Below are 19,894 nucleotides of genomic sequence, written 5' to 3'. Positions count from 1 at the left end.
GTATTTCGCATCGGTCCGCGACGCATGGCTGGCAATCCGCTGCCAGCAGGGCCAGTCTTCATGGGCACAGTCAGACGTCCGGCTCTCGGTATCCCAGGCATCTATCGTGCTTGCCGATCCGAATGCCGCGACGTCGCGCAAGGCTTCGCTCGCGGTGATGCCGTTTGTCGAACAGGCCGGAATCGGCGGCGTTCCCACCGGTCCTCTGGGCGGCCCGCGCGGAGGAATCGCCGATGGCCTGACCCACGACATCATCACCCGCCTGGCCAAGCTCAGGGATTTCTTCGTCATCGCGCGCGGCTCGGTGTTTGCGCTAGCGGAGAAAAACATCGCGCCGGAGGATGCCGGCCGGCGGCTCAAGGTCGACTATGTCGCCACCGGCACGGTGCGCAGCCAGGCGGGCCGCGTCACCGTCGCGGTCGAGCTGATCGAAGTACGCACGGCCAGGATCGTCTGGGCCGAGACGTTCGAGCGCAAGCCGGACGACATCTTTGCCGTGCTTGATGATATCGGCAACAGCATCGTCTCGTCGATCTCGGCCGAGATCGAAACGGTCGAGCGCAACCGCGCCATGCTGAAGGCGCCGAATTCGCTGAATGCCTGGGAAGCCTACCATCGCGGCCTGTGGCACATGTATCGCTTCACCCGCGCGGAAAACGAGCAGGCCCGGCATTTCTTCGACATGGCCCTGAAGCTCGACCCAACCTTCGCCCGCGCCTATGCCGGCCTCTCCTTCCCCCATTGGCAGAACGCCTTCCAGCGCTGGGGGGACCGCGATCAGGAAAGCGCCATGGCCTTCGAGGCCGCCGGCCAGAGCCTACTCGTCGACGATCACAATCCGGCCGCGCACTGGGCCATGGGGCGGGCGCTGTGGCTGCGCGGCGAGCAGGACGGCTCCCTCATCGAGCTGGAACGCGCCGTCGACCTCAGCCCGAATTTTGCGCTTGGCCACTATGCGCTGTCTTTCGTCCACTCGCAGTCGGGCGACCCGAAGGCCGCCATCGGCTCGTCCGACCATTCCAGGCATCTGAGCCCCTTCGATCCGCTGCTGTTCGGTATGCTGGGCGCCAGGGCGATGGCGCATGTCCGGCTCGGCCAGTTCGACGAGGCCGCCGAATGGGCGCTGAAAGCAGCCGCCCGTCCCAACGCCCATGCCATCATCCTGGCGATTGCCGCGCATTGCCTTGCGCTGGCGGGGCGGCTGGACGAGGCGCGAAGTTTCGCCTCCGCGCTGCGCAAGACGCTGCCGAACTACTGCGCCGATGATTTCATCGGCACCTTCCGCTTCGAGCCGGACGCCGAGGCCCTGTTCCGGCAAGGCGCCAGGCGGATCGGGCTGGGGTGAGGCAAGGCGCGGTTAGTCGGGCGTTCTAAACCGTTCATCGCGGCTGGCCGCCACCCAACATCGTCACGTCCGAAGCCGACGCCGGTTCGCGGCAATGGTCAGATCGGTCGCAAAAGTCGTCGACCAGAGCGGATCAGACGGGCTCAACCGATTTGACGTTGCCGTCGTCATCCACGAGGCAGCTTGTCTTCTTGCCGCTGGCATCGAGTTCGACCTGATAGGTTTTGGAATCGAGCTTGGTCGATGAAACCGGAAGTATCTTCGTGCTGTCGACGCCGCTCGCCTTGGCGACCGCATTGGCGCAAAGAAGCTGAAGGTCCGCCGGGGCCGTTTCGACCTTGGTCCTGGACATCTGGTCCTGAGGAGGCGGCGGCGGCGCGCTGACGCACGCGCTCAGGGCTTCAGCCAGGAATCCAATTGCTGTCACCAGGATCGAAGTTCTCACTGCACGTTTTGCCGACATTGCTTGGCCCTCTCCGAACGCCGCTTCACACACCCTTGTAGAGGGCTGCCCCTTGCATGAGAACGATGACCTTGGCCCCGACCTTGACGCGGGATGCGAGATCGGTGATGTCGTCGTTCCTCATACGGATGCACCCCGATGACACGTCGAGCCCGATCGTCCAGGGCTCCGGGGTGCCGTGTATCCGGTAGATCGTGTCCTGGTCGCGCTCATAGAGGTAGAGCGCCCTCGCGCCGAGCGGGTTGTCGGGCCCTCCCTTCATGCCTCCGGCGTATTTCACCGCCTTCGGATCACGAGCGACCATTTCGGCCGGAGGCGTCCATGTCGGCCATTCCGCCATGCGGCCGACGCGCACGATGCCGGCCCATCCAAATCCTTCCCGGCCCACGCCGATGCCGTAGCGCATCGCCCGCTGATCCGGCTGCACAAGATAGAGAAAGTGCTGGTTGCCATCGATGATGATCGTGCCTGGCACTTCCGCGGTGCGGAACTTGACCATCTGCGGGCGGAACGCCTCGGGCACTTCATTATGCGCGGCATAGTATTTGCGCGCCTTGGTGCGGTCGTAGTCCACCCATTTGTGGGTTTTCGGATCGAAAACCTGTGTTCCCGCAGCCAGCGCCGCCACCGCGACAAGACCGAACGCTACCGCGACAATTGTTGTAAGGGAGCTCCGCTGGAAAGTGGCGCGTCCCGCGATCATCAGCTTTCGGTTCATGGATTTGCCCACCCGTGCACCCGGACGCCTTGTGCGGCAACCCATTGTTTGGCGTATTCGTAAGGATCCTGACGCTCTACCTGGATCGCATAACTCATTTTGGTGATTTCCTCGGGCTTCAGGTCGACCCGTTCCAGGAACGCCACCACCTTCGGATATTTTTTGCGCAGCGAGGTGGCGTAGGCGATATGGAAACGCGCCGTATCCCACGATACCGGCGCGCTGGACTTTGAAACCCAGAGCGGGTCTTCGGACGGCAGCACGATCTTCCACTTTGCCGGGTCGAAGGGCGGCTCCGTAAGGCGGACAATGTCGTGCAGCTCAAAGACGTAGTGCGGCGCGTAGCAGGCAAACACCATCGGGTGATCCGTGGCAACCGCGGCATCGACAGCCGCCATTCCGACATCCTCGGGCGTCTCCAGCAATGTCATTGTCTTGGCATAACCATAGCTGTTGGCGCGGATGCGCTCGATAGCGGTTGAGGACCAACCCTCAGCGCCTATCCAGAGTTCGCCACGTCCGTCGCCATCAGTATCCAGCGCGGCGGTTTTCTTCGTGTCGCTGAGATCCGAAACATCATGAATTCCAAATTTGTCGGCTGCTTCACGCGTGGCGCACAGACCTTGCCAGGCCGGCACACCGATGGGGCTGATGGCCACCGTGCCGGCACCGTCCACATACTTCTTCACCAGATTGTCCAGGTTGGGCAGCCAGATTTCGGGATGAATATCCACCTCACCCGAATTGAGACCGGCAAAGGCAATAAGCGTCCCCATCTCGCGCACATCGGCATCGAGCCCGAAATTTTCCTTCAGGCTGACCTTGAGGATGTTTGCCGTTGCCTGGCCCGACGGCCAGTTCGGCATTGCAATGACGAGATCAGCCGCGTGGACCGGGATGTTTACCGCCAGCATCATCAATGCCGCCAGCGACATTTTCCGCAGGCACCGCCGAAATCGGTTGTGCATTTTCTTCCCCCTCGCTTCGGTGCTGAAATGAACCGGGACGGAAACAATCTGTCACGGCGAGCACCGGGTTGTGACACCAGTCCCATCTTCTGACGGGCAACTGCTGAAGGTGCCGCAGTGCATTCGCCAAAGAGAGCGCCGTCACGTGCCGCCCTGCACGCTACTCGATGACAATCCGACTGGGAAGATGCTCACGACGCGGTCGCCGCGCCCCCAACTGCACCTCTTTGCGGCACGCCGCAGTGTTGAACAACTCGAATGAGTGAGCGGCATTTCTTTCGGCCTGCGCAACGGGTTGGTTGGGTTCGAAAAAATAAGACACTAGATCAAGATTCATGCCATCATATAAGAAGCAGTTTTCGTCGCGTCTTTTTGGTAGCCGGCGTAAATTCATAACAATTTGACATGTTACTTGCAACAACGCGTGACCAGAGAATAAAACTGAGGTTGCATGCTAGGATCTTGCTGTCGATTCAATTTCAGTATCTGCTAAAATAACCGGCACTGGTTCCGAATTATTAAGCATTTGCAAAATTCAATCCAGCGATATTGTACTTTTTCCTTGCCATAGGCTGACGTCGGATGCCACTTTTTAGCAACACAGCCGCGTCAGCGGATCGTGGGCATGCTTGGGCGGACGGGGCGCTAGGCATGGAGAGGAAAATTGACATTCGCCAATGCGGCCCCTGCGGGGAACGTTTCCCTCGACGTAGTTCCCCTCGACGCAAGAGATTTACGACAGCCGGCGGCTAAGTCGTCGAATGCATGGGCCACAGCCTGGCTCATTCGATGGCCAGCGAAGCTCTGTCTTGCTCGGATTGGCGCCAACCCGCAATCAGATCAGGAAAGAGCCACGAGAAAATCAATCTTGGCAATCGTGCTCGCAGGCACTTTCGCGCTTACGGCGTGCCAGTCGTCATCCAACCCGGAAGTCCAGGCGCGCAACAGCGAGTTCGGCTGCATCGCCGGTACGGTCGGTGGTGCGATCGTGGGCGGTCTTGTCGGCAGCGCGATCGGCGGTGGCCGCGGCCGCGTCCTGGCCGAAGCTGTCGGTATCGGCGGTGGTGGCTACCTTGGCAATCGTCTTGCCTGCCGCTGAGGCGAGAAGAAAGGGACAAGACAATGAAATCCATAATCGCGACGACAGCTTCCTTGCTCCTGCTTTGCACCGGCGCGGCCATGGCACAGCAGTCCATGTACCAGGGGCAGCAAGACCAGATCGATACCAATAACAACGGCGCGGTGAACCGGCAGGAGTATCAGGCCTTCATGACCAAGGCCTTCGAAAAGCTGGACGCCGACAATGAAGGCTCTCTCAGCCAGGCCGAGACTGCCGACGTCCTGAACGCCGATCAGTTTGCGGCGGCCGATGCGAACGGGGACGGCCGTATCAGCCGGGAGGAATTCATGAACCGGGTCATGAAGGACTTCGCGGCTGCCGACAAGAGCGGAGACGGGCGTCTGCAATAGCCTTCGGATGGAGGGACAGACATGCCGGATTTGGCAACTGCCGTTGGTGTTTTGATCGGCGTAATCGTCGTCGTGGCGATCCTGTCCGCCCTTCTTCTGTGGCTCTGGAACACCACCATGCCGGATGTTTTTGGCCTGAAGACCATAAGCTTCTGGCAGGCCCTCAAGCTGCTCTTGATCGCCGGGATCCTGTTCGGGTCGTCAGCGGCTATCGACTACACGTCTGACGGACGATCCCCGGCCGCCAGCCAATCAGAGGAATGAATCATGAAATTCGTAATCTATGCGACGCTGGTCACTGCTTTGATGGCGATCGCCGGTTGTACCACCGACGACTACGGCGGTTGTCGCGGAAAGGGCTGCCTGGCTGATCGGCCCCATAAAGGCGGCCGAAAGATTGATTATCGGCCGCAGTTCGACAGGAACGGAAATCCCAATTTCGATACGCGGGGCCGCTACATCGGCTGTCATGGGCTCGGATGTAAAGTCGACGATCCTGATGACGGGGATCAAAGCATCGACGACAGACCGCAGTACGACAGAGAAGGCAATCCGAACTTCGATACGCAAGGCAACTACCAAGGCTGCCGCGGCATCGGCTGCGAGGTCGATACACCGGTCGACGACAGTTCGTCGGGCGATGACAGTTCATCGGACGATGACGATTCCGATTAATGGATTCCGGGGCGAAAAAGGAGGAAGCCAATCATGTCTGAATTCAGCAGCCTGGTCCGGCGACATGCCAAAATCGTTGCGGTCGGCCTCACGGGGCTGGGAATGACGCTGACATCCGCTTTCGCTGCGGGTAACGCCTGCGACGGTATAAAGGTCGAAGCGACGAAGGCGCGCAGGCAGGAATATGCATCTCTCGTCGCCTCGGCGTTGGACAACAAGGTCAAGCCCGCTCGGGTGAAGTTCATCACGATCATGGAGAACGGCAACTGGAGCGCCGCTTACGTCTCCACGCCCGTGAGCGACGACGGCGTGATGTTCTTCCAGACAGTCGACGGAAAGAAGCAGTTTCGCGACGTGTGGGGCGGCTATGCCGAGCCATCGGAAAAACCTGAACTGGTATCCTGGGCGAAGAAGCTCGGAGCGCCGCAAGACCTGGCAAAGTGTTTTGCCGAGCAAGTTACGGAATGATGGTGATCGCTGGAGATTGCCGTCGACGCAGTTGGCGCAGGAGGAGAACAACTAGCGGGGGAGCGCTCCGGGCGCCGGGCATCTGACATAGGTTCATCAGCTGCAGGATGTGGAAAATGCAAAGTCTTCGAAAATCCAGACTGATCGTGCATTTCACCCGTGCATTGGCAACGTCAGTGAAAATGACGGCTGTTGTGAGCGTTGCCGTCCCGCAAACGATCAATTTTGCGTATGCCAGCAAGTATGATCTGCCGAAGCCCTATGTTTCCCGGGCTCTTGATGCGGTTCTGATACCGATCAACCACGCCTCTCGGCATCGCTACCAGATCCCGCCCAAGCTTCGCGGCGTATATGTCCTGGCCGTTGCACCGCATGGCGTTGCCGCGCGGCAAGGTATCCGACCGGGTGACGTGCTTGCCACAGTGCGGCATCAACCGATTTCGACGCCGGGCGATGTCGACAGACTCGTTTGGGCCGCCCTTGCCGTGAGTGCCACCAGTTTCCTGTTTGGCGTGAACCGCGGGACAGAAGTCGCGGATGTCGTCGAGGTCAACACCAACATCACCGTCAACAACTTCAATACCAACATCTCGGTCAACAATATCTCGCAATGGACGAGCGTCGACAATCGAGAGGAGTGGACGCAGATCGTCGATGAGTATGACGACGAGATGGAGACGGGCCTCAATGACACAAGCTATCGCGAGGACGACTCGCAGCCTGGCGACGCCAACACAAATGCGCTTTCTCCCGATGCCGATGACAATAGTTCCGATGATCAGGACGATTCCAGCGATCAGAACGACGATGAAAACTCAACGGACGGTGATGGTGACAAGAACAGCACCGACACTGACGACGACGGCGCGGATGACGATGCGTCGGATGACAGCACTGACAACAATGATTCCGATGATCAGGACGATTCCAGCGATCAGAATGACGATGACGACCCGTCGGCAGATGGTGAAGACGAAAACAGCACCGACGGTAATGACGATGCGTCGGATGACAGTACCGACGACGCTGACGGATCGGACGATGACGATGCCAACTAGCGGCGGACCCTGCCGGCAGTTCTAGACAGAGGACAGTCGATGAAAACCGCGATACGGACCACTGCCATGGTTCTGGCCATGCCGGCTTTCGCCTTTGGCCAGGACAAGTGCTACGACGACGCCAAGGATCAGGCCGCCCCGAACGAGTGCGCCGATGCCGCGTCCAAGAAATCCGACAAGAAGCTCAACGAACTTTACAAGCAGATCGAAACCCGCCTGGACGACGACGCGGATACCAGGACGCTTCTCGGTCAAGCACAGCGCGATTGGGTCAAATTTCGCGACGCGGAGTGCAGTTTCCAGACCGCAGGAGCGGCCGAAGGAAGCATGATGCCAACGCTCGTCGCGCAGTGCCTGGACAGCCTGACGCAATCCCGTGTCAAAGACTTCGAAGGTTACCTGAAATGCCGGGAAGGCGATCTGAGCTGCCCCGTTCCGGCAGCGAACACATCACCTGCCGTACCTGCCGCGGGCGATGAGCACGGCCGGGCTGTCCTTGCCCAGACTGCTGACTCGATACCCATTCCATTGCAACATGTTAGTGGGCAGTTCGGAACCGGCAGTGATGAAGTCATCTACCACAAACTCGGGATCATGATGGGCATCAATGGTGCCAAGCCTCGTCTGTTCGAATTCGACACCGGGTCGGATGTGCTCAACGCCGAGATCGATTCGAGTGTCCCTGGCGTAAAGCCGGTGCGCGGCAGCAAGCCCGAAATGTACCCCTATGGAAACGGCACCTATGGAGGTTGGGTACAACAGGTCCGGTTCGACAGCCTGTCCTATTACGATCCGGATAATCCCTCGGAGCCTGTCGTAACCCTCGACGGCGGCTTTGCCGCCGGTCGGGTGGTGGATTACGTCTTCACCAAGGATTTCGGCGACCTCGAGGATGCGAATGTGACGCAAAAGCCCGTGGGCCACCATGGCGATACGCCGGTTTATGCGGATCTTGATGCGCGCAAGAGCATGCAGAACGGCGAACCCGGTAACGAGGCGCCGTTTTACGGCGTCTTGGGAGCCGGCGATTTTATCAACGAGGGGGACCAGACCGCCGCTCCTGGCAGTCAGACGCAAAGCGGCTATGTGGTCTCTGCCAATGCCAATCTTGGAGAGAAGACGACACCGGGCTGCGCTCCCTGCCTGACGCTGAATTTGTCCCCCAGTCTGAGATCCCAGTTTACGGCCCTGATGCCGTGGGGCGAACTGGATTACGAATTCGTCCAGAGACGATTCCCGCGATCAGGCGCGAACGCATCCAATCAGTACGAAGGCTCTTACCGTTATACAATTTCTTTTGACCATAAAGGAAAGAAGCAATCGGTTGATTTCAGGGGGCCTGTTTTATTGGATACAGGAACGACAAGCTTTATTTATATTACCACAGAATCTACTTTAGATAAGCTTCGGACGAGAGGATTTCATATTGATAAATTTGGTGATGAGCTGATCGACTTCAAGTTTTTTGGATTCGATGATAGTATAAATAACCGGGAATATGATGATGTCGACATTCTCCGCCAAAGCGATGAGGTAATAGTCGGCGGTCTCATTCTCGGCTTGCCATTCTTCGAGTCAAATTCCGTAATGTATGATCTGGAAAACAGGACGACCGCATATTCACCCTATTTTGTCAGCGCTGCTAACTTTACGACAGACGCGGCTGCCGAGGATGAAGTGCAGCTGAATCGCGCGACCAGCGATGCTGGAAGCGATGGCTGGCTCGGACTGGCCGGCATCATCTCCGGCGCCGGCGATTTCACGATCGAGAAGGACGCGGACGTGCGCATGACCGGGGCCAATGCCTACACCGGCACAACCCATATCGCGGCCGATGGGTATCTTACTCTGGCCGGGCCGGGCAGCATCGAGCATTCCTCGCGCGTCGTGGTCGACGGTGTGCTCAACCTCGATCAGAAAGGAAACTATCTGGAGCCCTGGGGGGCGGCGCGCTCCATGAACGATACGGCCATTCGCAACCTTGGCGGTAAAGGCGAGGTCTATCTGGGTGCGGGCAGACTGATCCTGACAGAAGCCGACGGGCAATTTGATGGAACCATCGCGAACTATGATGACGCCGGCGACAGCGGCGGTCTCGTTATCGCCGGTGGCAAGCTGACGCTGAGCGGAAAGAACAAATATTCGGGCATGACCGAAGTGGCGGCGGGAGCGGAGTTGCACGTGATCGGCTCTTTGACCGGTGACGTTTCCGTCTCGGGACTGCTTGTCGTTGACGGGGAGGTCTCCGGCAAAGTCACGGTCAAAGAAGGCGGCAGGCTGACCGGCTCAGGAAAGGTCGGCAGCATCACGGTCGCCGAAGGTGGCAAAGCTGATCCAATGACAACCAGATGATCAGGCCATGGGCACGGCCGACCATGGCGACGACGGACAGCTGAAGAGAACATAGGGCGGGGCTGAGCAACTTAAGAGCTTGACTGCAACCGGAAAGGGAAATCGATGAAAACAGCAATACTGATCGCTGCCGTGGTTCTGGCCCTGCCGACTTTCGCCTTTGCCAAGGACAAGTGCGCCGATGCCAAGGATCAGGCCGCCATGAACCGATGCTTCGGTGCCGAGTTTCAGAAATCCGACAAGAAGCTCAATGAGCTTTACAAGCAGATCGAAGCCCGCCTGAAGGACGATGCGGATACCAAGAAGCTTCTTGTTCAGGCACAGCGGGATTGGGGCAAGTTTCGCGACGCGGAATGCAGTTTCCAGACCGCAGGAGCGGCCGGAGGAAGCATGATGCCAATGCTCATCGCGCAGTGCATGGACGGCCTTACGCAATCCCGTGCCAAAGGTTTCGAAGGCTATCTGAAATGCCAGGAAGGCGACATGAGCTGCCCTGTTCCGGCCGCGAACTGACACATGCCACAGCTGATCGGATCATGATGAAGCCGGCGGCGAGCGTGACGTCGCCGCCAGACATGAAAGGATGCGAGGGGCATCATCATTGCGTGAGGGACTTGAAGGAGGTGGATTGTGAAACGCTATGGATCGTCGCTCGCAATGACGATTGCGGCATCTGTGCTGTTGGCATGTGCGGTGCCGGCAACAGCCCAGGGTGACATGAGCTTCGACGTCAATGTCACGCTTTCCAAGAAGGCAGCCGCCAAGCTCGCGGCTGAAAAGGAAGGGATCGTTGTCTTCGCTTCCTACTACGGCGATCCAAAGCGGAGCGCCGAGAAGCACGCCAACGAAGTCCGCCAGATCGATCTCACGCCGCAGGACGAGCAGGTAGGGATTCCGGGCACAGCTGGCCACGCCCACATCAGCGGCGCAAGGGTCGATACGAAGCGTCTCGACTGGCTTGCCGGCCCTCCCGAGGTCAACGTCAACGTTGCGTCGGCGCGCAAGAGCAGTGCGGACAATTTGCTCAACTGCGATTTCATCGACGGTCCACTAAGCGATGTCCAAAGGGAACCTGTGACGCTTCATTGCGGATTGATCGAAGAAAACGTGGACACGAAGTTGAAGCCATAAGGCTACAAAAACTCATGCCGCCTCGTTACCGGCTTCAACGCAGAAATTGTCGACGGCATGACCTGCTCACTTACTCCAGGGAAGGAAAGATTTTCATGCGCCTGCTGTTCGCTATCTGTTTCTGCCTGGCCGTCATGTCCTTACCTGCGGCCGCCGATGCCGAGCGCCGTTGTGGCTGGTACTCCAGCTCGACACCCGGCAACCTCATGCTCACCGACAGGGACGGGGAATGGTGGATCCAGATGCAGGGCCGCCCGGATCCCAAAGGCATCGACAATGTGCCGGCCTTCGACGAGCGACAATTCGTCGAGACCAATGTGCCTGGTTCGGGCCATGGCTACGGATGTGCGTGCATGACCGTCGTAACCAACGCCAAGCAGCAAAAGATCACCAGGGTGATCTCGGGCGAAATCCTTCCGCTAGCGCGCTGTCGCAACGACAGATCGCTGCCTAACCCGGACGGATAAGCATGACCAGGAACCAGTGACAGTCAGGAAATGGCGCCTCTTTCCAGGCAGCAATGCCTGGGATAATTGTGCTCCAATCTCTTCTGGATCGAAGGGACGGACCAGCGGTTCGGAGGTGTCATGCGCGTAGTGGTGCTGGGTGGCGGCGTCGTCGGTGTCACGACGGCCTATCAACTGCAACGCGACGGTCACGAGGTCGCGCTCATCGAGCGCAACGCGCAGGTCGCTGCCGAGACGAGCTGGGGCAATGCCGGCATGATCGCGCCCGGCCATTCCTTCGTCTGGTCGTCCCCCAAGGCGCCGATGACCTTGCTGAAATCGCTGCTGCTCAAGGACCAGGCGCTGCGCTTCAAATTCTCGGCCGACCCGCGGCTCTATAGCTGGTCCTGGCTGTTTCTGATGGAATGCACGGCTCCGAAGGCGCGCCGCAACACGCTGCTCAAGCATCGCCTTGCCGCCTACTCGCAGGCTGTCTTGCGCGAGGTCGTCGCGGACGAGGACATCGACTACGACCGCAACGATCGCGGCATCGTCTATTTCCACCGCAGCCAGCAGGCGCTCGACAAGGGCGTCGAGCACATGAAGCTGCTCCAGTCGGACGGGCAAGAAATCGAGGTGCTCGACCGCGACGGCATCGTCGCGCTCGATCCGGCGCTGGCCTCCGCTAAGAACAGCATTGCCGGAGGCATTTACTGTCCGACCGACGAGACGGGAGACCCGGCAAAGTTCACCAGGGCTCTCGCCGCCAAGATCATTGCCAGAGGCGGTGCCATCCACACCGGCACGACGATCATCGGGGTCGAGACCTCAGGCGACGGCATCACCCAGGTGCTCACCGACAAAGGCGCCTTCAAAGGCGACGCCTATGTGCTTGCGCTCGGATCGCACAGCCCAACGCTTGCAGGCAAGATCGGCATTCGGCTGCCGATCTATCCGATCAAGGGCTATTCGCTGACGATCCCGATCGGCAACCGCCCGCTGCCGCCGACCATCGCCTCGGTCGACGAGCACAATCTGGTCGCCATTTCGCGCTTCGGCGACCGCATCCGCGTCACCGCGACGGCGGAGTTCGCCGGCTACGACACCAGTCACAAGCCTGCCGATTTTGCCTTCATGAAGGGCGTGACGGAAGAGCTCTACCCAGAAGGCGCCGATTACGACCGCGCCGAAATGTGGGCTGGTCTCCGGCCAATGACGCCGAACAATCTTCCCGCCTTCGGCCGGCAACGCTTTCGCAACCTCTTCCTCAACACCGGGCACGGCCATATCGGCTGGACCATGTCGCATGGCTCGGCCCGTATCACCGCCGATCTGATCGCAGGCCGGACTCCGGCGATTGCCATGGATGGTCTGCTGAACTGAAAGGGAACGCCATGTCTCTCAACGTTGCCGCCGTTCCGTCTTCCGGATCGACCAATCGCAAACCGGTGGACCTCGGCGTGCTGCCGTCCGAACTCGACGGCGGTCTGGCCTCACGGGCGGCGATCGGCCTCGTGGTGCTGGCCACCGACCAGACACTGGAGCATGAATTCCGTGCGCTGGTGCGCATGCCCGGCGTCGCCTTCTACGAAGCTCGCGTCTTCAGCGACAACGACATCACGCCGGACACGCTGCGCGCCATCGGCCCAAGGATCGCGCCCACCGTCGACCTCATCCTGCCGAGCATCCCGCTCGACGTCGTCGGCTTCGGCTGCACCTCGGCAACGATGGTGCTCGGCGAAGAGGCGGTTTTCGCCGAGATCAGGAGAGCGCGGCCTGGCGTCGCCTGCACCACGCCGGTCACTGCCGCGCTTGCGGCATTCAAGGCTCTCGGCGCCAAGGGCATCGGCCTGCTGACGCCTTACGCGCCTCAGATCAACGAAAACCTCGTCGCCTATTTCAATGGGCGTGGCCTCGACATATCAGCCGTCGCCACGTTCGACCGGCGCGACGACCGCGACGCCGCCCGCATCTCGGTCGCGTCGATCGAGGCCGCAGCCGAGCGCATGGCTGCCACGCCGGGGGTGGATGCGATCTTCATATCCTGCACAAGCCTGCGCGTCGCCGAAGCCGCGGCAAGGCTCGAGCAGCGCATCGGCATCCCGGTCACTTCGAGCAACCACGCCATGGCCTGGCATTGCCTACGGCTCGCCGGGGTGGATGATGTCGTGCCGGCTGGGAGACTGTTTGGGTTGTCGGGCAACTGACGATTATGTTTGGCGAGACCGGCTCGCGGCGCCTCGGTTCTGCAGGCACCGAACCTTCGTCGCAAGCCAGTGTTTCATCCCAGAAACAAAAACCGCCGCTCCTTTCGGTGCGGCGGGACGATCACGGCGTTGCACCAAGCGCGCTGGGCGGGGGGCGGTTAGGCTGCGCCTGGTGAGCGCGGACCGTGAGTATTCATAGGCGCGCCAGCTGCCTTGCGTCTACCAACCGCCAGTTGGAACGATCCCACAATATTTGCGCTGCGTGCTGCAGCCAAACAGCCAGCCGTCTCAAGTTACGACGATAGGTGGCAGACCCCTCGGATATCCCGCCCTGGCATGAACTTAAGATTGCTCTCGCCAAATCTGCAACGAGGATTCGACAGTGTCATTGGCCGAGGCTAGGCTAACCTTCGGGGTACTCTTGGGCCATGTCTCGCATCTCTTCCGTTCGCGTCCTGTTGTTTATTGCATCGGTGCTGCTGGGAGCTACCGCGGCCCATGCTGGTTTGCAGTTCCAAGCCGGGCAGACCGATTCCGGATTCCGCTATATCCTGATATCGGGCGATTTCGCTTCTCAGGACGACCTGTCGGTTTTCGAGGCACTGGCACGGTCCAATGCATCAGTCGCTGTCACGTTCCAGTCGCCAGGCGGCAACATCCAGAAAGCAATGGAGCTCGGCCGCCTCATCCGCAGGCTCGGCCTCAACACGGCTCAGTTCAGGGCCGCCGAGTGCGCCTCGGCGTGCTCCCTGGCCTTCCTCGGTGGCGTCATGCGCTATGCCGATCCGGGTTCCATCGGCGTCCATAAGTCTTCTTTCGGCGGTGACATCCCGATAGGCACCCGGGATGCGGTTTCCGCTGTCCGTTACCGCCGACATCATCACCTACATGATCGAGATGGGCGTCGACCCGACTCTGCTTCAACTTTCGCTTCAATATGACAGTAACGACATTCGCTATCTGTCCATGAGCGAGATGGCGAAATACAGGGTCACCACCTTGGACACTGGAGCAAGCCAGCCGCCAGTCGCCAGCCAGGCACCATCCTTGCCGCCATCGCCTAAGCAAGTGCCGTCTGAGCCTCCTGTCGCCTCGTTGCCGCCGGCTTCCGCGAATCCGTCACTCATGATTCCCCAGGCCCGCTCGGGCCGCATTCTCCGCTCCCAGGGTGCGGCGCCGTTGAAGGCGCTTCCAGAGGTAAAATCCGCCACGCTCACCAATGTGCGAAACCGCAGCGCGGTGGCGATCCTCGGCAATGTCGGGCGATGGTACCGTGTCCAGGCGGACGGTCAGGTCGGCTACATGCATGATACCTGGGTCTACGTCGACCAATATGAGAGCGGCCCCTTCGGACAGCGCCATATCCAGGTCAAGAGTTTCGACAATCTGGCCGAGACTGAGGCCTATGTGCGATCCGCATCGATCCCGCTTGTCGCCTACCTTGCCACCAACGGCTGGTTCGCCATTACGCTACGCGGAACCTACGCGCAGGACGTTGCCAAGAACCTAGCCAGGGTGATGAAGGAAAACGGCGCGATCCCTGACGACGCCTACGTCACTTATGGCAACACCTATGTCCGCAATGTCTGCTGCTGCTAGCCGGCACGTTAGCTACCGTATCGCCATTCCTGATTTGACCTCATCGAGGCGTTGATGAAAAACGAGCAGTTGGTGCTGCCCAAGAGCATGAGAAGCGTGGGACGGACCAGCCGATTATTGTACACCTCTGCAATACACAGTGCGAGTGCAACGAATGAACAAGCTATCTTATTGATCCCGTTGGCAGTCGGGATCGAATGGTGCCCAGAAGAGGACTCGAACCTCCACTCCTTGCGGAACACGGACCTGAACCGTGCGCGTCTACCAATTCCGCCATCTGGGCTGGTGCGCGCTCATTAAGCGGGCGAGGGATGAGTGTCAACGCGCTTTTTTAAAGCATGATCCCGAACCGAAGGTCCGCGTCAGCGAAAAATGGGGAACAGGTTTCGGAAAAGATCATGCTCAATCAAGAAACCCGCTCGCCGGCTCAGTCCTCCAGCACTTCCTTCGACGCCACCGTCGAATCGGCGTTGAGCGTGTAGATGATCGGCACGCCGGTGCCGACCTCGAGCTTGACGATCTCCTCGCCCGATTTGCCGTCCAGCGCCATGATCAGCGCGCGCAGCGAATTGCCGTGCGCCGCCACCAGCACGGTGCCGCCGCGCAGCACATGTGGCTGCAGATCGTGCAAATAATAGGGCCAGACGCGCGCGCCGGTGTCCTTCAGGCTTTCGCCGCCGGGCGGCGGCACGTCGTAGGAGCGGCGCCAGACATGCACCTGCTCCTCGCCCCATTTCTTGCGCGCATCGTCTTTGTTGAGGCCGGAGAGATCGCCATAGTCGCGCTCGTTCAGCGCCGGGTCGCGAATGGTTTCGAGATCGCTCTGGCCGACGGCGTCGAGAATGTGCTGGCAGGTCTTTTGCGCCCGGATCAGCGACGAAGTGAAGGCAATGTCGAATTTCATGCCACGCGCCTTCAGTTTGGCGCCCGCTTGCTTGGCCTCGGCATGGCCCAGTTCGGTCAGATCGACGTCGCGCCAGCCGGTAAATAGGTTCTTCAGGTTCCATTCGCTCTGGCCATGACGCACGAGCACGAGAGTTCTCGACATATTTGCTCCTTCAAATTTTGTGGATCAGCTGGTCAGGCCGAGCACGTCCCGCATCGAATAGAGGCCCGGCTTGCGGCCGCGCGCCCACAGGGCTGCCTTGACCGCGCCGCGGGCAAAGATCGCCCGGTCTTCGGCGTGGTGGGCGAGCGTGATGCGCTCGCCGGTACCGGCCAGCACCACACTGTGGTCGCCGACCACCGAGCCGCCGCGCAAGCTGGCGAAACCGATCGAGCCTGCCTTGCGCACGCCCGTATGGCCGTCGCGCACGCGCACATCGTTGCCGGCAAGCGATACGCCGCGCCCGATGGCGGCGGCTTCGCCGAGCAGCAGCGCCGTGCCCGACGGCGCATCGACCTTGTGCCGATGGTGCATTTCCAGGATCTCGATGTCGAAATCGTCGGCGTCGAGCGCGCGCGCCGCCTGCTCCACCAGCACCGCCAGCAGATTGACGCCGAGGCTCATATTGCCGGATTTGACGATAGTCGCGTGGCGCGCCGCCGCCGCGATCCTGGCATTGTCTTCGGCCGAGCAGCCGGTGGTGCCGATGACATGGGCGATGCGCGCCTGCGCCGCATAGCCGGCGAATTCGACGGTCGCTGCCGGCGTGGTGAAATCGAGCACGCCGTCGGCCTTGGCGAAGGCCGGCAGCGGATCGTCGCCGATCGCCACGTCGAGCCTGCCGACGCCGGCCAGTTCGCCGGCATCCTTGCCGATATGGGGCGAACCGGCCCGCTCGATCGCGCCGGCGACACGGGCGCCCGGTATCGTGTGGATGGCGCGGATCAGCGCCTGGCCCATGCGGCCGGCCGCGCCCACGACCACGAGGCCCATTTCACTAACGGTCGGCGTGTCACTCATGAATGTCTCCCGGCCGCCTTTTTCGCGCGAACATTTTGCGCCGCAGTCTGGATTGGCTTGCCGTCATCGACAAGCCCCAGCCCTTTCCTGCCTTGCACCCGGTGGAACCGCGTATAGACGCTGTGCGGGTCGGCCATCAGCGAGGCATGCGTGCCCTGTTCGACCAGCCGGCCCTGCTCCAACACGATGATATGGTCGGCATTGACCACCGTCGACAGCCGGTGCGCGATGACAATGGTTGTGCGCCCTTCCATGACATGGGTCAGCGCCTGCTGGACGCGGGCCTCGGCCTCGTTGTCGAGCGCCGAGGTGGCTTCATCGAGCAGCAGGATCGGCGCCTGCCGAACGATGGCGCGGGCAATCGATACGCGCTGGCGCTGACCGCCCGACAGCGTCACGCCGTTCTCGCCGACGGGCGTGTCGTAGCCTTGCGGCTGCTGGCGGATGAAATCGTCGGCCGCGGCCTGGTGGGCGGCGCGTTCAATCTCGGCGTCGGTGGCGCTCAGTCGTCCGTAGCGGATGTTGTCGCGGATGGTGCCTTCAAACAGATAGGGCTGCTGCGAGACATAGGCGATCGATCCGCGCAGCGAATGCTTGGTGACCTTTGAAATGTCCTGGCCGTCGATTTCGATGCTGCCCGACTCGACATCGTAGAAGCGCTGCAGCAGCGCAACCAGCGTCGTCTTGCCGGCGCCCGAGGCTCCGACGATGGCGGTCACCTTGCCGGCGGCGGCGACAAAGCTCAGATCCTGCAGGACCGGCGCCTCTTCGACATAGCGGAAAGACACGGTGTTGAAGCGCACTTCGCCAGAGGTGAATTTCGCCTCGGCGGCTGCCGGCACGTCACCCTGCTGCGGCTCGAGGTCGAGAAGCTCGTAGATCATGCGCGCGTTGACCAGCGACTTTTCCATGCCGACCTGCATACGCGCCAGCCGCCTGGCCGGATCATAGGCAAGCAGCAGGGCGGTGATGAAGGCAACGACGGCGCCAGGCGGCTGGCCGCCGACGGTTGCCCGGTAGCCGGAATAGGCGATGACGCCGGCGACGGCGAAGCCGGCCAGCATGTCGGAGATCGGCGTCAACCGTTCGGAGACGCGGGCGATCTTGTTCGACCGCTGCTCGGCGCCGGCGACGAGGCCGCCAATGCGGCGCGACAGCTCGTCCTCCAGGGTGAAAGCCTTGACGATGGCGATGCCTTGCGTCGCCTCCTGCATGGCGCCGATCAGCCGCGAGTTGATCTGCACCGATTCGCGGGTGATGCGCCGCACCCGGCGCATCAGATAGGTGACGGTGTAGATCAAAGGCGGCCCGATCAGCAGCGACATCGCCGAGAGCACCGGGTCCTGCCAGATCATGACGCCGAGCAGCGCGACAAGCGACACGGCATCGCGCGCCAGCGACGTCAGCGTCATCGACAAAAGATCACGAATGCCGTTGACGTTCTCGTTGATCTGCGCGGCGAGCCGGCCCGACCGGGTGTCGTTGAAAAAGCCGACGCCGAGCTTCATCAGATGGTCGAAGATGCGGCGCTGATAGCGCGCCACCAGATTGTTGCCGATCTTGGCCAGCGTCACTGCCTGGCCGTAGCTGGCCAGCCCGCGCAGCATGAAGGCGGCCAGGATCGACACGCTGATCAGCGCGATAAGATCGCCGCGCTGCTTGTAGAAAATCTGGTCGACGACGTCCTTCATGATCCATGCGGTGAAGGCGGTCGTCGCCGCGATCGTCACCAGGCACAGCACGGCAAGAACATAGTACCAGCGGTATTCGCGGCTGTTCTCGGCGATGATGCGGCGGATCACCGCCACGATTTCGCCGGGCCGGACTTTCCCTTTGGTTGGTGCTAGAAGTGTCAATTTGGAGCGCTTTGTGGTTTTGGCTTCGGCCGGCTGCAATTCGGCAACCTCTTAACGCTCCAATGGCGGCTTGCCTATGGCCGAGGACGGCGAAACTTCGTCGCGGCGCAGGTTGCAGCCTAGACCTGCCAGCGCCGCCCCGCCGTCTGCACGCCGAACAGCGACGGATTTCTGGCATAGGCGGCCAGCCCTAAAAGCGCCGCCAGCGGATGGGTGATGACATAGACCGGCATGCTGCGCATCAGGGCGCTGTGCGGCGCCTTGTCCTCGAAGGCGGCGCGGAAATTGCCGGTCCGCAGCGCCGGCAGGATTTTTTGCGCGATGCCGCCGGTGAGGAAAACGCCGCCGCGGCTCATGAACACCAGAGCGAGGTCGCCGGCGGTGCGCCCCAGGCAGGTGACGAAGATCGACAGCGCCTCTTCGGCTACCGGATCGGTCTTTGCCAGCGCCGCGGCGGTGATCTCGGCCGGCGTGGTGAACGGCGACGGCTTGCCGTCCGCCTTGGCCACCGCCCGGTAGGCATTGACCAGGCCGCGTCCGGACAGGATCTGTTCGCCGGAGATGCGGCCCTCGAGCTTCTCGATATGCGGAAAGACCTGGAAATCGCGCGGCGAGCGCGGTCCGATATCCATATGGCCACCCTCGCCGGGCACCGGTATCCAGTGATGCAGCGCATAGACCAGCCCGGCGACACCGAGCCCGGTTCCCGGACCGAGCACCACCCGCCCGGAATTCGGTTCCGGCGCGTCACCGCCGATCTTTTCCATATGCTCTTCGCCGAGCGCGACGACAGCCAGCGCCTGTGCCTCGAAATCGTTGAGCACCACGACATCGCTGAGGCCGAGACTGGCGAACATTTGTCTCGGTTTGACGATCCATGGGCAATTGGTGAGCGGGATCTCGTCGCTGTCGACAGGGCCGGCTACCGCCAGCACAGCCGAATTCGGCCGGACCGACGAGCGGTCGAGCACGGCCGCCTGGATCGCCTCATCGATCGTGTTGAAATTGGCGGTCTGGACGATGGTCGGCTCGCCGGCCTCGGAATTCGCGTCGAGCACGATCGAGAAGCGCGCATTGGTGCCGCCTATGTCGCCGATCAGGATCGGAAACCGCAACAGAGTGTCGTCGTCGCTTACGCCTGGCATGCTCTCGTCCGTTCCCACTCCTGTTGACTAGCGCATGACCTTGGAAAGGGAAATGGGTTTTCGAATTGGACGATGCACGGATGCAAA

The 19,894-nt window shown here is 61.0% G+C and carries 23 protein-coding genes and 1 tRNA gene; 15 read left to right on the top strand and 9 right to left on the bottom strand.

Annotated features, from left to right (window positions below; all coding sequences use genetic code 11):
* A partial coding sequence (locus NKJ08_RS19780; protein WP_352782851.1) for a tetratricopeptide repeat protein occupies positions 1-1,345 on the top strand: 1,345 nt, incomplete at its 5' end.
* Between the two features lie 133 nt (positions 1,346-1,478).
* Here the strand turns inward: NKJ08_RS19780 and NKJ08_RS19775 are convergent.
* The 3 genes from NKJ08_RS19775 to NKJ08_RS19765 all read right to left on the bottom strand — a co-directional run bounded on the left by NKJ08_RS19775 (position 1,479) and on the right by NKJ08_RS19765 (position 3,461).
* On the bottom strand, positions 1,479-1,697 hold the full coding sequence (locus NKJ08_RS19775; RefSeq protein ID WP_352782849.1) for a hypothetical protein: 219 nt from the start codon (positions 1,695-1,697) through the stop codon (positions 1,479-1,481).
* A 136-nt stretch (positions 1,698-1,833) separates the two neighbouring features.
* On the bottom strand, positions 1,834-2,526 hold the full coding sequence (locus NKJ08_RS19770) for a L,D-transpeptidase (protein ID WP_502896080.1): 693 nt from the start codon (positions 2,524-2,526) through the stop codon (positions 1,834-1,836).
* Complete coding sequence (locus NKJ08_RS19765; protein ID WP_352782847.1) at positions 2,523-3,461, bottom strand: ABC transporter substrate-binding protein; 939 nt, start codon at positions 3,459-3,461, stop codon at positions 2,523-2,525. Before NKJ08_RS19765 ends, NKJ08_RS19770 begins: the two co-directional genes overlap by 4 nt.
* Before the next feature lie 898 nt (positions 3,462-4,359).
* On the opposite strand from NKJ08_RS19765, the gene NKJ08_RS19760 reads away from it, so the two are divergent.
* The 13 genes from NKJ08_RS19760 to NKJ08_RS19700 all read left to right on the top strand — a co-directional run bounded on the left by NKJ08_RS19760 (position 4,360) and on the right by NKJ08_RS19700 (position 14,242).
* Complete coding sequence (locus NKJ08_RS19760; protein WP_502896081.1) at positions 4,360-4,593, top strand: hypothetical protein; 234 nt, start codon at positions 4,360-4,362, stop codon at positions 4,591-4,593.
* An 80-nt stretch (positions 4,594-4,673) separates the two neighbouring features.
* On the top strand, positions 4,674-4,964 hold the full coding sequence (locus NKJ08_RS19755; RefSeq protein WP_352528576.1) for an EF-hand domain-containing protein: 291 nt from the start codon (positions 4,674-4,676) through the stop codon (positions 4,962-4,964).
* A 21-nt stretch (positions 4,965-4,985) separates the two neighbouring features.
* On the top strand, positions 4,986-5,228 hold the full coding sequence (locus tag NKJ08_RS19750; protein WP_352528578.1) for a hypothetical protein: 243 nt from the start codon (positions 4,986-4,988) through the stop codon (positions 5,226-5,228).
* 3 nt (positions 5,229-5,231) lie between these two features.
* Complete coding sequence (locus tag NKJ08_RS19745; protein WP_352528580.1) at positions 5,232-5,639, top strand: hypothetical protein; 408 nt, start codon at positions 5,232-5,234, stop codon at positions 5,637-5,639.
* Positions 5,640-5,672: 33 nt separating this feature from the next.
* Positions 5,673-6,107, top strand: a complete 435-nt coding sequence (locus NKJ08_RS19740) for a hypothetical protein (RefSeq protein ID WP_352528582.1) — start codon at positions 5,673-5,675, stop codon at positions 6,105-6,107.
* Positions 6,108-6,223: 116 nt separating this feature from the next.
* Positions 6,224-7,165 carry a PDZ domain-containing protein gene (locus NKJ08_RS19735; RefSeq protein WP_352528584.1) on the top strand — a complete coding sequence of 314 codons (942 nt, stop codon included), beginning with the start codon at positions 6,224-6,226 and terminating at the stop codon, positions 7,163-7,165.
* Between the two features lie 39 nt (positions 7,166-7,204).
* Complete coding sequence (locus NKJ08_RS19730) at positions 7,205-9,517, top strand: lysozyme inhibitor LprI family protein (RefSeq protein WP_352782841.1); 2,313 nt, start codon at positions 7,205-7,207, stop codon at positions 9,515-9,517.
* Between the two features lie 105 nt (positions 9,518-9,622).
* A complete protein-coding gene (locus NKJ08_RS19725) occupies positions 9,623-10,030 on the top strand; it encodes a lysozyme inhibitor LprI family protein (RefSeq protein ID WP_352528590.1) in 408 nt (135 codons plus the stop codon).
* Between the two features lie 144 nt (positions 10,031-10,174).
* Positions 10,175-10,648: a hypothetical protein gene (locus NKJ08_RS19720; RefSeq protein WP_352782839.1), complete on the top strand. Its 474-nt coding sequence runs from the start codon at positions 10,175-10,177 to the stop codon at positions 10,646-10,648.
* Between the two features lie 95 nt (positions 10,649-10,743).
* On the top strand, positions 10,744-11,115 hold the full coding sequence (locus NKJ08_RS19715; protein WP_352528593.1) for a DUF4087 domain-containing protein: 372 nt from the start codon (positions 10,744-10,746) through the stop codon (positions 11,113-11,115).
* Positions 11,116-11,235: 120 nt separating this feature from the next.
* Positions 11,236-12,477, top strand: a complete 1,242-nt coding sequence (locus tag NKJ08_RS19710; RefSeq protein WP_352528595.1) for a D-amino acid dehydrogenase — start codon at positions 11,236-11,238, stop codon at positions 12,475-12,477.
* An 11-nt stretch (positions 12,478-12,488) separates the two neighbouring features.
* Positions 12,489-13,301, top strand: coding sequence for a maleate cis-trans isomerase family protein (locus NKJ08_RS19705; RefSeq protein ID WP_352528597.1), 813 nt, complete (start codon positions 12,489-12,491; stop codon positions 13,299-13,301).
* A gap of 428 nt (positions 13,302-13,729) precedes the next feature.
* On the top strand, positions 13,730-14,242 hold the full coding sequence (locus NKJ08_RS19700) for a hypothetical protein (RefSeq protein WP_352528599.1): 513 nt from the start codon (positions 13,730-13,732) through the stop codon (positions 14,240-14,242).
* 15 nt (positions 14,243-14,257) lie between these two features.
* On the opposite strand, the gene NKJ08_RS19695 is transcribed toward NKJ08_RS19700, so the two are convergent.
* Positions 14,258-14,428 carry a hypothetical protein gene (locus NKJ08_RS19695; protein WP_352528601.1) on the bottom strand — a complete coding sequence of 57 codons (171 nt, stop codon included), beginning with the start codon at positions 14,426-14,428 and terminating at the stop codon, positions 14,258-14,260.
* On the opposite strand from NKJ08_RS19695, the gene NKJ08_RS19690 reads away from it, so the two are divergent.
* The gene (locus NKJ08_RS19690) at positions 14,427-14,900 is read left to right on the top strand and encodes a hypothetical protein (protein WP_352528603.1); all 474 of its coding nucleotides are present in this window, start codon (positions 14,427-14,429) and stop codon (positions 14,898-14,900) included. The genes NKJ08_RS19695 and NKJ08_RS19690 overlap by 2 nt on opposite strands.
* A 198-nt stretch (positions 14,901-15,098) precedes the next feature.
* On the opposite strand, the gene NKJ08_RS19685 is transcribed toward NKJ08_RS19690, so the two are convergent.
* The 5 genes from NKJ08_RS19685 to NKJ08_RS19665 all read right to left on the bottom strand — a co-directional run bounded on the left by NKJ08_RS19685 (position 15,099) and on the right by NKJ08_RS19665 (position 19,807).
* Positions 15,099-15,183 (bottom strand) — tRNA-Leu (locus NKJ08_RS19685).
* A gap of 144 nt (positions 15,184-15,327) precedes the next feature.
* Complete coding sequence (locus NKJ08_RS19680; RefSeq protein ID WP_352528605.1) at positions 15,328-15,948, bottom strand: 2,3-bisphosphoglycerate-dependent phosphoglycerate mutase; 621 nt, start codon at positions 15,946-15,948, stop codon at positions 15,328-15,330.
* A 24-nt stretch (positions 15,949-15,972) separates the two neighbouring features.
* The gene (gene dapB / locus NKJ08_RS19675; protein ID WP_352528606.1) at positions 15,973-16,806 is read right to left on the bottom strand and encodes a 4-hydroxy-tetrahydrodipicolinate reductase; all 834 of its coding nucleotides are present in this window, start codon (positions 16,804-16,806) and stop codon (positions 15,973-15,975) included.
* Positions 16,803-18,662 (bottom strand): ABC transporter ATP-binding protein, encoded by a 1,860-nt coding sequence (locus NKJ08_RS19670; RefSeq protein WP_352528608.1) that lies wholly within the window; start codon positions 18,660-18,662, stop codon positions 16,803-16,805. The genes dapB and NKJ08_RS19670 overlap by 4 nt, the downstream gene beginning before the upstream one ends.
* Positions 18,663-18,781: 119 nt before the next feature.
* A complete protein-coding gene (locus tag NKJ08_RS19665) occupies positions 18,782-19,807 on the bottom strand; it encodes a glucokinase (protein ID WP_352528610.1) in 1,026 nt (341 codons plus the stop codon).
* Positions 19,808-19,894: the final 87 nt, after the last annotated feature.

Source organism: Mesorhizobium sp. M0244, from assembly GCF_040321795.1.
Taxonomy (GTDB): Bacteria; Pseudomonadota; Alphaproteobacteria; order Rhizobiales; family Rhizobiaceae; genus Mesorhizobium.
This window is presented reverse-complemented; position numbering and strand designations above follow the sequence as displayed.

Excerpts from the sequence above, each read along its gene's own strand:
- NKJ08_RS19775 (WP_352782849.1), bottom strand. The coding sequence starts at position 1,697 with ATGTCCAGGACCAAGGTCGAAACGGCCCCGGCGGACCTTCAGCTTCTT.
- NKJ08_RS19715 (WP_352528593.1), top strand. The coding sequence starts at position 10,744 with ATGCGCCTGCTGTTCGCTATCTGTTTCTGCCTGGCCGTCATGTCCTTA.
- NKJ08_RS19750 (WP_352528578.1), top strand. The coding sequence starts at position 4,986 with ATGCCGGATTTGGCAACTGCCGTTGGTGTTTTGATCGGCGTAATCGTC.
- dapB (WP_352528606.1), bottom strand. The coding sequence starts at position 16,806 with ATGAGTGACACGCCGACCGTTAGTGAAATGGGCCTCGTGGTCGTGGGC.
- NKJ08_RS19680 (WP_352528605.1), bottom strand. The coding sequence starts at position 15,948 with ATGTCGAGAACTCTCGTGCTCGTGCGTCATGGCCAGAGCGAATGGAAC.
- NKJ08_RS19735 (WP_352528584.1), top strand. The coding sequence starts at position 6,224 with ATGCAAAGTCTTCGAAAATCCAGACTGATCGTGCATTTCACCCGTGCA.
- NKJ08_RS19705 (WP_352528597.1), top strand. The coding sequence starts at position 12,489 with ATGTCTCTCAACGTTGCCGCCGTTCCGTCTTCCGGATCGACCAATCGC.
- NKJ08_RS19700 (WP_352528599.1), top strand. The coding sequence starts at position 13,730 with ATGTCTCGCATCTCTTCCGTTCGCGTCCTGTTGTTTATTGCATCGGTG.
- NKJ08_RS19740 (WP_352528582.1), top strand. The coding sequence starts at position 5,673 with ATGTCTGAATTCAGCAGCCTGGTCCGGCGACATGCCAAAATCGTTGCG.
- NKJ08_RS19720 (WP_352782839.1), top strand. The coding sequence starts at position 10,175 with ATGACGATTGCGGCATCTGTGCTGTTGGCATGTGCGGTGCCGGCAACA.
- NKJ08_RS19665 (WP_352528610.1), bottom strand. The coding sequence starts at position 19,807 with ATGCCAGGCGTAAGCGACGACGACACTCTGTTGCGGTTTCCGATCCTG.
- NKJ08_RS19755 (WP_352528576.1), top strand. The coding sequence starts at position 4,674 with ATGGCACAGCAGTCCATGTACCAGGGGCAGCAAGACCAGATCGATACC.
- NKJ08_RS19770 (WP_502896080.1), bottom strand. The coding sequence starts at position 2,526 with ATGAACCGAAAGCTGATGATCGCGGGACGCGCCACTTTCCAGCGGAGC.
- NKJ08_RS19730 (WP_352782841.1), top strand. The coding sequence starts at position 7,205 with ATGAAAACCGCGATACGGACCACTGCCATGGTTCTGGCCATGCCGGCT.
- NKJ08_RS19690 (WP_352528603.1), top strand. The coding sequence starts at position 14,427 with ATGATTCCCCAGGCCCGCTCGGGCCGCATTCTCCGCTCCCAGGGTGCG.
- NKJ08_RS19695 (WP_352528601.1), bottom strand. The coding sequence starts at position 14,428 with ATGAGTGACGGATTCGCGGAAGCCGGCGGCAACGAGGCGACAGGAGGC.
- NKJ08_RS19725 (WP_352528590.1), top strand. The coding sequence starts at position 9,623 with ATGAAAACAGCAATACTGATCGCTGCCGTGGTTCTGGCCCTGCCGACT.
- NKJ08_RS19745 (WP_352528580.1), top strand. The coding sequence starts at position 5,232 with ATGAAATTCGTAATCTATGCGACGCTGGTCACTGCTTTGATGGCGATC.
- NKJ08_RS19710 (WP_352528595.1), top strand. The coding sequence starts at position 11,236 with ATGCGCGTAGTGGTGCTGGGTGGCGGCGTCGTCGGTGTCACGACGGCC.
- NKJ08_RS19765 (WP_352782847.1), bottom strand. The coding sequence starts at position 3,461 with ATGTCGCTGGCGGCATTGATGATGCTGGCGGTAAACATCCCGGTCCAC.